Source organism: bacterium, from assembly GCA_037147175.1.
GTDB lineage: Bacteria > Cyanobacteriota > Vampirovibrionia > Gastranaerophilales > UBA9971 > UBA9971.
On record JBAWVS010000033.1, the window covers coordinates 17,663 to 27,026 of the forward strand.

11 protein-coding genes are annotated in these 9,364 nt (G+C 32.6%); 7 read left to right on the forward strand and 4 right to left on the reverse strand.

The window, feature by feature from the left end:
• Positions 1 to 118 precede the first annotated feature (118 nt).
• On the forward strand, positions 119 to 1,822 hold the full coding sequence (gene recN / locus WCG23_08670) for a DNA repair protein RecN (GenBank protein MEI8389942.1): 1,704 nt from the start codon (positions 119 to 121) through the stop codon (positions 1,820 to 1,822).
• On the opposite strand, the gene WCG23_08675 is transcribed toward recN, so the two are convergent.
• Entirely contained in the window at positions 1,803 to 3,224 is a 1,422-nt protein-coding gene (locus tag WCG23_08675) for a hypothetical protein (protein ID MEI8389943.1), read from the reverse strand. The genes recN and WCG23_08675 overlap by 20 nt on opposite strands.
• A gap of 169 nt (positions 3,225 to 3,393) precedes the next feature.
• On the opposite strand from WCG23_08675, the gene WCG23_08680 reads away from it, so the two are divergent.
• Together WCG23_08680 and WCG23_08685 are read left to right on the forward strand one after the other, a co-directional pair.
• Positions 3,394 to 3,882, forward strand: a complete 489-nt coding sequence (locus tag WCG23_08680; protein ID MEI8389944.1) for a DUF192 domain-containing protein — start codon at positions 3,394 to 3,396, stop codon at positions 3,880 to 3,882.
• 25 nt (positions 3,883 to 3,907) lie between these two features.
• Positions 3,908 to 4,267, forward strand: coding sequence for a hypothetical protein (locus tag WCG23_08685; GenBank protein MEI8389945.1), 360 nt, complete (start codon positions 3,908 to 3,910; stop codon positions 4,265 to 4,267).
• Positions 4,268 to 4,274: 7 nt separating this feature from the next.
• Here WCG23_08685 and WCG23_08690 read toward each other — a convergent pair whose 3' ends face one another.
• Positions 4,275 to 4,829 carry an HAD family hydrolase gene (locus WCG23_08690; GenBank protein ID MEI8389946.1) on the reverse strand — a complete coding sequence of 185 codons (555 nt, stop codon included), beginning with the start codon at positions 4,827 to 4,829 and terminating at the stop codon, positions 4,275 to 4,277.
• 284 nt (positions 4,830 to 5,113) lie between these two features.
• Between WCG23_08690 and WCG23_08695 the strand changes: the two genes are divergently transcribed.
• The 4 genes from WCG23_08695 to cdd all read left to right on the forward strand — a co-directional run bounded on the left by WCG23_08695 (position 5,114) and on the right by cdd (position 7,832).
• Positions 5,114 to 5,293, forward strand: a complete 180-nt coding sequence (locus WCG23_08695) for a hypothetical protein (protein MEI8389947.1) — start codon at positions 5,114 to 5,116, stop codon at positions 5,291 to 5,293.
• Between the two features lie 147 nt (positions 5,294 to 5,440).
• On the forward strand, positions 5,441 to 5,725 hold the full coding sequence (gatC, locus tag WCG23_08700; GenBank protein ID MEI8389948.1) for an Asp-tRNA(Asn)/Glu-tRNA(Gln) amidotransferase subunit GatC: 285 nt from the start codon (positions 5,441 to 5,443) through the stop codon (positions 5,723 to 5,725).
• Between the two features lie 30 nt (positions 5,726 to 5,755).
• Positions 5,756 to 7,411: a CTP synthase gene (locus WCG23_08705; protein ID MEI8389949.1), complete on the forward strand. Its 1,656-nt coding sequence runs from the start codon at positions 5,756 to 5,758 to the stop codon at positions 7,409 to 7,411.
• Positions 7,412 to 7,415: 4 nt separating this feature from the next.
• Complete coding sequence (gene cdd, locus WCG23_08710) at positions 7,416 to 7,832, forward strand: cytidine deaminase (protein ID MEI8389950.1); 417 nt, start codon at positions 7,416 to 7,418, stop codon at positions 7,830 to 7,832.
• A 59-nt stretch (positions 7,833 to 7,891) separates the two neighbouring features.
• Here the strand turns inward: cdd and WCG23_08715 are convergent, their stop codons facing one another.
• Both WCG23_08715 and WCG23_08720 read right to left on the reverse strand, forming a co-directional pair.
• A complete protein-coding gene (locus WCG23_08715) occupies positions 7,892 to 8,353 on the reverse strand; it encodes a chemotaxis protein CheX (GenBank protein MEI8389951.1) in 462 nt (153 codons plus the stop codon).
• Entirely contained in the window at positions 8,344 to 9,216 is an 873-nt protein-coding gene (locus tag WCG23_08720) for a response regulator (protein MEI8389952.1), read from the reverse strand. The genes WCG23_08715 and WCG23_08720 overlap by 10 nt, the downstream gene beginning before the upstream one ends.
• Between the last annotated feature and the right edge of the window lie 148 nt (positions 9,217 to 9,364).

The window sequence follows — 9,364 nt, forward strand, 5'->3', positions numbered from 1 at the left end:
TAAAAGAAGAAAAAGACTCTAATATTTTTACAGTCTTTTTCTTCTTTTTATATGTTAAAATAACCTTGAGGTAGGGACTTATCCCAATCTGTAATAAGAAAAGATTTAACGGTTTAGAATGATTAAAACCTTAATTATAAAAGACTTTGTTTTGATTGAAGAGCTGCAAATCAGCTTTGATAAAGGCTTAAACGTACTTATCGGAGAAACAGGTTCAGGAAAAAGTATAATTATTGATGCGATTGATCTTGCATTTGGTGCGAGAGCTTCCAAAGATCAAATCAGAACAGGTGCGAGCAAGTCTTTTATTGAATTAACTATTAAGATTAATGCTGGTTTTCCTTTTGAGATTCTGGAAGAAAACGGTATCGAAGTCGAAGACGATAAATTGCTTGTTATTTCTCGAGAAATCACTCAAAATGCAACACGTTCCAGAATAAACGGAATACTTGTTGCGCAGAATTTTGTCCAAACATTAAGAAGCTTTCTTGTTGATATTCACAGCCAGCACGAAACTTATAACTATATCCATTCAAAAACCCATATAGATTTACTTGATAGCCACGGCAGCAGCGAATATAAAGATTTATTAAACAGCTATAAAAATATTTTTTTTGAATATAAATCAATCGCGAAAGAGCTGGAAATTGCACAGTTGCAAGTCCAAGCAGGATCGCAAAAAATTGATTTTCTTAAATTTCAGATCGAAGAAATCACTGCGGCTAAAATAAAAAATATTAATGAATATGATGAGTTAATGAATGAAAGATCAATTTTGATTAATTCGGAAGAATTAAAAGAAGTAACTTTTTCAGGTTATGAACTCCTGTATAATCAGGATAGCAGTTTGATTGATGTATTGAATTCTCTCAAAAACAAACTAATAAAAGCCTCTAAGTTTGATGAAAATCTGTCAAAACTTGCAGAAATTATTGATTCAAGTACGGTAAACCTTAAAGAAGCTGCAAATGAACTTAGAGATTACGCAGAAAATCTCGAAACCAACCCTGCAAAGCTTAAAAAACTTGAAGAAAGAATTGAACTTCTTTATAAAATAAAGAGAAAATACGGCTCAGAACTATCTGACGTGCTGAAAAATCTCGAAAAGTTCGAAAAAGAACTAAATGAAATTAATTTTAGCGACGAAAAAATTCAAGAATTATCCAAAAAAGTTGTTGAATTACAAAAAGAAACAGAAATTTTAGCTGAAAAATTAACAGTTTCAAGAGAAAAAATCGCCTCAACACTTTCAGTGCTGATTGAAAATAGACTAGTTAAACTGGAAATGCCAAAAGTACAGTTTAAAATCAGTATTGAACCTGCAAAAGACCTTTCAAACAAAGGCAAAGATGATGTTGAATTTTTAATTTCGCCAAATATCGGAGAGCCTTTAAAACCTCTTTCAAAGATTGCCAGCGGTGGAGAAATTTCAAGGGTTATACTTTCTATAAAAACTATATTTGCTCAAGCAGATAAGGTTAATACTGTAATTTTCGACGAAATAGACACAGGAATTAGCGGAAAAACTTCTCAGGCGGTTGCAGAGTCCGTTGCAGAGCTTGGAATCAGCCAGCAGGTTTTGTGTATAACCCATCAGCCGATTATTGCTGCTATGGCCGATAAACACCTTTATATAAAGAAAATTCAGGAGAATAACACTACAAATATTATTATTCAAGATTTAAATCAGGATGAAAAAATTAGAGCCCTTGCAGGACTAGCAAGCGGCTCTAATGATGATGAAAATTCATTAAATTTTGCAGCTAAACTTCTTGAGCAGGCTGAAAATTTTAAGAACAAATTTAAAACATATATTGTGTAAGAATCATCAATCTTTTACTGTCTTTACCTGCTTGATTGCTAACAGCAACGGCATCCATTTGAAGTTTGATATTATTTCCCGCAAAGAAATAATTTGTGCCTAAAGTGTATTCTGTATTGCAATTTTGTTTATTGCTGGGGTTAAAGATGTCATATTTAGCTAATAATTGGATTTTTGGAGAAAAATCATAAGTGGTTTCAGCGAACATACCTTTTGCAATTTGGTTTAGAGCTGTATATCCACGTTTGTAAGCCCATTCACTTTTAAAGCCCACTTTTTTGTATTTGTAAGCTAATAATGCACTGTAAGTTTGAGATTCATATCTTGTTGAAGTAGCAGTATTTGTTGTGTTTCCATTATTCTGTCTATAAGCACCGCCGCCTAATTCAAGTTTTCCATATTGAGGTGATTTGTATAACGGTTTTGCCGTAATCCATCCGCCTATAGCTAAATCATTTGAATAATCTTTATAGTTTTGTCCTGCTCCGTTATAAGTCCCTAAAGTATAATCAAATAAAGGCCAGTTTCCTACAATTTTAATACCCATATCTCTGTAATTGCTTAAATTTCTTGAGATTTGAGATCTTTCTATTGTATCAAGTGCATAGGGTGATAATGTGCCTTCTATGCCTATAGGTATCCTGTTTTGACCGAGGACTACTGTATGATGTTTGATTATATCAGTGGAAACATATATATCACCAATAGTTCCTCCAGTGGTAGTTGTAGATGTAGAGCCACCCCAGGTGGTTGATGGAACATACTGTGCGTAATAATTTAAGTGCGGAGCCATTTTCCCCGAAATGCGCAAGTCAGAAAGAGGTATTGAGAAGTTAGGAGGGAATGAAGAACTGTCGGCTCCTTTTTGCGCAATACCATTATATCTTAACTGTATACCCCCGTTAATCTTAAAATCTTCACCAAATCCATATTTAAGCGTTTTAGTATTTGATTTTTCAATGTTGCTGACAGATCCCTGCAATTTGCCTACAGAATCTTCTAAAACAGCAACTCTTCCTGTAAGTGCTGTTATTTCTTCAGAAAGTTCATTTTTAAGTATATCAATCTGAGTTTTTTCAGAATCATCAAGGCTTAATTTTTCCTGCTCTACTTTTCCAATCAAATTAACAAGAATAACAGCAGCTTCATTTCTCGTTAAAGGCTTTGAACCGTCAAATTTTTCTCCTGCATCACCTACCAGTAAACCGTATTTTCTGGTAATATTTTCCAATGATTTGTAAGCCCAGTTTCCGCTTTGAATTTCTTTTGCAGTAATATTGACTGCCGGCTTAAAATTTGCTTGTGAGTTTTGCAATTCGTCAAGCGAAATACTTTTTGCAAGAACCGGTGAACATAATACTAACAGGGCAATTGAGGCAGGTAAAAAAATTTTTGATTTCATTGATTATCCTTCAATTATTTGTTTACTAAAGTATACATGTTTGAGTATAATTAATACTACTGCATGTAAAGTATTTTGCATATATTTGTTTCTAAAGATTATTATCCTAAACAGTTTATTCTATGAACCAATCATGTATAATAAATTTTAATCCGGAAAATCTAAAATTATGAAAAAAATAGCAACTATAACAATTTCTATACTCATGCTACTTGTTTGTCAGCTAAAAATTTCTAGTGCTAACGAACTAAAACTAAATAAATATGATTTTGGAATAATTAATAATCAAAAATTTTTTCTTAATGTAGCAGATACACCTGAAAAAAAAATTCAGGGATTAATGTACATAGACAAAATTGCAGAAGATCAGGGAATGATATTTTTATTTAAAAACCCTGATTATAAAAATTTTTGGATGAAAAATATGAAAATTTCTCTGGATATAGTCTTTCTTTATAATGATAAAATTGTTACAATATATAAAGAAGTTCCTGTTTGTGAAAAAGATCCCTGTCCTCTTTATGTTTCAAAATATAAAATTGATACAGTTTTAGAATTTCAAAAGGGATTTTGTGAAAAATTTAATATAAAAATAGGCGATAAAATAAAATTAAGCAAGGATATTAAATTAATAAAATCAGGATTAAAAGATAATTAATCATCTTTATCAAAAGGATAAAAAAATGAAAAACAATAAATCACTTACAAAAGTTTTTTCGATTTTTATGTTGTTAACGGGAATTTTGCTTAGTTCTGTTACTTATGCAGCTCAACAGCAAGTTGTTCTATTTTGCTCAAGCTGGAATTTAAAATGCAGAGAAGCGAGAAACGCCTGTTCTACAGCGGCAAATCATCTTAATATAGGTTTTATTGATCTTGATATTGATTTTGCAGCTTCACAACAAAAAGCCAATGCTTTGGGACTGGATTTTCCGTCTTCAATTCCATATATTTATATTCTGGATAACAAAAAAGTTATACAAGCGAAATTGTACAATGGTGAAACGGCACAGGAATTAGAACGAATTATAACATGGGAATAACCTGGCATTAAAGCATTTCTGCAAATTCTGACAGTGAGTTTACAGAAAAAATTTCTGCGTCATTTTCATTCTTTTTTAATGTAACTTTAATAGCGTACATCCCTGCATTTTTACCAAATTGTATGTCAGAAGAAGTATCACCGACCATTATTGATTTTTTGAAATCAACCTCGGGGAAATCCTGCTTTGCTTTCAATGCTGAACCAATTTCAGGTTTTCTGCATCCGCAATTTTCACCTCGATCATGAGGACAAAAATATATTTTGTCTATTCTTCCGCCCGAATTGTTGATGCCGTCTATCATAAAACCATGAACCAATTCAAGATCATTTTCAGTCATAATTTTTCTTGCAATGCCGCGTTGATTTGTAACGATAAAAATTCTCCCAAAAACATCTGAGAATTTTTTAATTGCTTCAGGCACTCCTGTGAGAAATTCAAATTCGGAAATGTTTTTGACGTAATCGTCAACCAGTCTTTTATTTATCACACCGTCTCTGTCAAGAAACAATGTCCAGCTTTTATCTATATTTAAATTTTTCAAATCTTTAATTACTCGCATCAAATTAATCTTTTGTTACAATTACTCTACTTAAATTATTTTACATTAAAAAAAATAATTATCATACAAAAATATGCCTAAATGCAGTTATATCAAGAAAAAATCTTTATATAAAAAACATAATATTAAGTTTTAAATATTGTATATTTTACACTTATTTTAATAATTGTAAAGATTACACTAATTAGGGGTAGTATTATTTCGTGGATGAGTTAAATTAATAATATCAAATAATTAGTGTACTAAATACAATATTAAAAGAAAGATCATGAGGCATAAATAAAATGAGAATATTACCTGACAGTATAATTTTTTATCCGGGACCGGATTGGAAATTTAACTCATCAGAAAGAAAGAAAATGAACTATGGTGAGTACGTCCCAAACTTTTTTAGCACTAAAAAACCACTGAGTAAAGTTACATTTGCATCTCATACAGGAAACAAAATTAACTATGTGGCATAAGCTAAAAAAACTAAAAACTGAATATCACTTCAAAAAAGGACAGAGCATAAAAAATTCTGTCCTTTTTAATTGTTAAAAATTAGCCATTTATTCTTGGTCGTAATAAAATATGATGTATAGAATAAAATAAGGTAACGGAGCAGAAAATTGATTACCAAAAACGAAATAGAACATGTGGCAAAACTCGCAAGACTTGAGTTGTCAGAAGAAGAAAAAGATAAATTCACAGAACAGTTTTCTAATATTCTCGATTATTTTAATCAGTTAAGCGAAGTTAACACAGATAATATTGAACCAATGGCACATGCGATACCTATGGTAAACGTAATGAGAGAAGATAAAGTAAATTTGCCGTATACAAGAGATGAAATACTTGCAAATGCACCTCTGGAAGAAGACGGCTTTTTCAAAGTTCCCAGAATTACCGAGTAATTGAATTATAATTAAGGACGGATAAATAAAATGGAAAAGAAAACTAAATTTATATTTGTAACAGGAGGAGTTGTCAGTTCTTTAGGTAAGGGCATTGTTGGCGCATCACTCGGAAAGCTTTTAAAAACCAGAGGATATTCTGTTACTATCCTTAAATTTGATCCTTATATAAATGTAGACCCCGGAACAATGAGTCCTTTCCAACATGGAGAAGTCTTTGTTACAGACGACGGTGCTGAAACTGATCTTGATTTAGGCCATTACGAAAGATTTATTGATGAAAATTTTGGCAAAATTAACAATGTAACCGCAGGAAGCGTCTACTTAAATGTCATAACAAAAGAAAGACGCGGAGACTATCTGGGCGGAACTGTCCAAATAATTCCTCATATTACAGACGAAATTAAAACACGTCTTAGAGAAGCAGCAAATAAAAATCCTGATTTTTTAATTGCGGAAATTGGCGGAACTGTCGGAGATATAGAAGGTTTACCGTTCTTAGAAGCAATAAGGCAGTTTAAAGTTGAAGCAGGATTTGCGAATACAGTATCTATTCACGTTACTCTTATTCCTTATCTTAATGCTTCAGGCGAATTAAAAACAAAACCTTCACAGCACAGTGTAAATACACTTAGAAGCATAGGTATCCAACCTGATATTCTGGTTTGCAGGTCATCAAAATCAATTCCTCAATCAGAAAGAGCAAAGCTGGCTTTATTTACAAATGTACCTCCGGAAGCTGTAATAGAATGCAAAGATTTAAAAACAATTTATGAAGTTCCAATAGCTCTCGAAGCTCAAAATCTTCCGAAAGAAGTCCTCAAAAGGTTGAATATTGAAGACAATACAGTTCCTAATCTTGATTCATGGAAAGGAATTGTAAACGGTATTAAAAATCCGAATAAAACTGTAAAAATTGCACTCGCAGGAAAATATACAAAACTTTCTGATGCATATATTTCTGTTGTTGAATCTTTAAAGCATGCCGGTGCTGCTTTTGGAGCAAGTATTGAGCTGAAATGGATTTCTTCAGAAGATATATGTGTGGATTTGAAAAAAGCAAAAGAAGCGATGGCTGATGTTGACGGACTTGTAATTCCGGGAGGTTTCGGGATTAGGGGTGTTGAAGGTAAAATTAATGTAATAAACATCGCAAGAACCACAAATACACCTTTCTTGGGACTTTGCTTGGGTATGCAATGCGCTGTTATTGAATACGCAAGAAATATGGCAGGGTTAAAAGATGCTAACAGCACAGAATTTAATCAGGAAACACCTTATCCTGTTATTGATTTGATGAGAGAACAGGAAGAAGTTGTTGATTACGGCGGTACTATGAGGCTTGGCGCATATAATTGTCATCTACAGAACGGAACGCTTGCCGAAAAAATATACAATAAAGACATAATTTCTGAAAGACACCGTCACAGGTATGAAGTGAATAATGCATACAGAGATAAACTTTCTGAGTCAGGACTTGTTTTTTCAGGGCTTTCACCTGATAAAAAACTGGTTGAAATGATTGAGTTAAAAGATCACAGATATTTTATAGCCAGTCAATTCCATCCTGAATTCAAATCTCGTCCTGAAAGACCGCATCCATTGTTCTATGGTCTGGTAAAAGCAGCTCTTGAAAAAAAAGCAGAAGAAAACAGCTCAAAAACACCTCAACAACTTTTGAGATAAGCTTATGAAAGATAATGAAGCACGAAAATTGCTCGATTTAGCATCTGATGCCGCTAAAAACTCTTATTCTCCATACTCAAAATTTAAAGTAGGTGCATGCGTATTATACGAAGACGGCAAGACTTATACAGGATGCAATGTAGAAAATACAAGCTACGGCTTAACTCTTTGTGCTGAGCGAACAGCTATTGCTTCAGCTATTGCTTCAGCTATTGCTTCAGCTATTGCAGACGGACAAAAATCAAAAATTGTTGCTATAGCAATTTTTAGCCAAAACGCAAAATTATGTTATCCCTGCGGTGCTTGCAGGCAATGGATTATAGAATTTTGCAAAGATGCATCTGTTATTGTTGAAAGTACAAAAGGAAACCCCCAAAAAATTTCTATAAAAGAATTACTTCCTCATTCTTTCGAGCTTTAAAAACAATAAAAAATATTAAATTCACTCATATAATTATTTTGTGAAAAAAATTTTAAATTTTAAAATAAGCCTATAGATAAATCTACGTCTAAATTATCGACATTATATTTAACAACCAGCAAAATAGGAGCTGCCAGTTTAATAGTTGCACCTTTTCCGACAATTATTGAAGGCGGCGAAATATTTAACCCGTCGATACCTATTTCAGTAAAGTTAGTACAAGCATTAGCACAAACAATATTACTCATTTCAGCAATTGCACTTGTTGCTAATTCATCAAATTCGCTAACTTCCATTCCCATCATCATAATAGATGCGAATTTTTTAGCAGAATCTGTGTCCATCCCGATAACAATAGATCCTTTTAATTTACCGATCACACCGATATTGCTAATAACTCCCTTGTTTATGATTAATGATTTAGTTTTAGATAATCCCAGTCTTTCTACTTTTTGAAATCCAAGCTGGGAAAGAACATTCGTAAAAGCATCCAGTACAGGATTTATATGTTTTACATCCATAGTATCGACTCCTTTTTAAAACCAAAGCTCAGGTTAATATCTCCAAATTTTGCCTTAGCAGTGATACTATTCATTTGTAAGGACGGATTAATAATTTCTGTCGAAGCTTCCGTCGATGACTTATAAAATAAACTTGGCGGCGTCACTCGCAAAAGCAGGGATTTGTCCAATTTGTTAACTAAAGAACAGGCTATACCGCCGACTACATTGGCAAATTCTGCTATCATATCCAAATATTCATCTTTATCTTTGATTTTTCTGTTATAAATAATTTCTGCCATTTTTTCCGCAGTTTCTAGTGATAAATCCATTACAATAGTTCCGGAAACTCTTCCTATAACCCCAATAACCACTGTAATTCCTTTAGAAACAATTGTTTTCCCCTGAGTTTCAGCATCTACTATGGTTACAGTGCTTTTAGTTACTTTTGTAATACTTTGATTTAGGGCTTCTTTAAAAGAACCTACACTTGAAGTTACCAGATTCTGATAATTGGTATCAGGTGAAAGAACATTATTAATCATTGTCAATAAATGCTCAGCTTCGACAGGTTTTTGTAAATATCCTGAAATTCCCAGCTTTCTGGCTTCCGCTTCTGTCGCTTCGTCTTTCATTGAGCTAACCAAAATTATTTTAGCAAGTTTATCCTGTAATAATAACGCCTTGCTGCATTCAAATCCGTCAGCTCCGGGCATTGCTATATCCATAGTCACTATATCCGGTTTACAGGTTTTATAAGTTTCAATTAGTGTTTGAATTGAGCCTGCTTCTCCAACAACTTCACAGTTTCCATCTTTTAAAATATCCGCCAGCATGATTCTTGAAAAATTAGAATCATCAACTATCATTACTCTTGTTTTCATAAAAATATTTACCTCTTCTATATTGAATTAAAAAAAATAGCAGTTAATTTATTTTAAATCTCTTTTAGTATTTTGTCATATATATTATATTACTTGACAGTTTCGCATTGAAATCGCAACACTTTGTTACAATCGTTAAATAACGAAA

Bases quoted from the DNA above. Each gene is read 5' to 3' on its own strand.
- WCG23_08715 (MEI8389951.1), bottom strand. From the start codon at position 8,353: ATGGATGTAAAACATATAAATCCTGTACTGGATGCTTTTACGAATGTT.
- WCG23_08690 (MEI8389946.1), bottom strand. From the start codon at position 4,829: ATGCGAGTAATTAAAGATTTGAAAAATTTAAATATAGATAAAAGCTGG.
- cdd (MEI8389950.1), top strand. From the start codon at position 7,416: ATGAAAGATAATGAAGCACGAAAATTGCTCGATTTAGCATCTGATGCC.
- WCG23_08705 (MEI8389949.1), top strand. From the start codon at position 5,756: ATGGAAAAGAAAACTAAATTTATATTTGTAACAGGAGGAGTTGTCAGT.
- WCG23_08695 (MEI8389947.1), top strand. From the start codon at position 5,114: ATGAGAATATTACCTGACAGTATAATTTTTTATCCGGGACCGGATTGG.
- recN (MEI8389942.1), top strand. From the start codon at position 119: ATGATTAAAACCTTAATTATAAAAGACTTTGTTTTGATTGAAGAGCTG.
- WCG23_08720 (MEI8389952.1), bottom strand. From the start codon at position 9,216: ATGAAAACAAGAGTAATGATAGTTGATGATTCTAATTTTTCAAGAATC.
- WCG23_08685 (MEI8389945.1), top strand. From the start codon at position 3,908: ATGAAAAACAATAAATCACTTACAAAAGTTTTTTCGATTTTTATGTTG.
- WCG23_08680 (MEI8389944.1), top strand. From the start codon at position 3,394: ATGAAAAAAATAGCAACTATAACAATTTCTATACTCATGCTACTTGTT.
- WCG23_08675 (MEI8389943.1), bottom strand. From the start codon at position 3,224: ATGAAATCAAAAATTTTTTTACCTGCCTCAATTGCCCTGTTAGTATTA.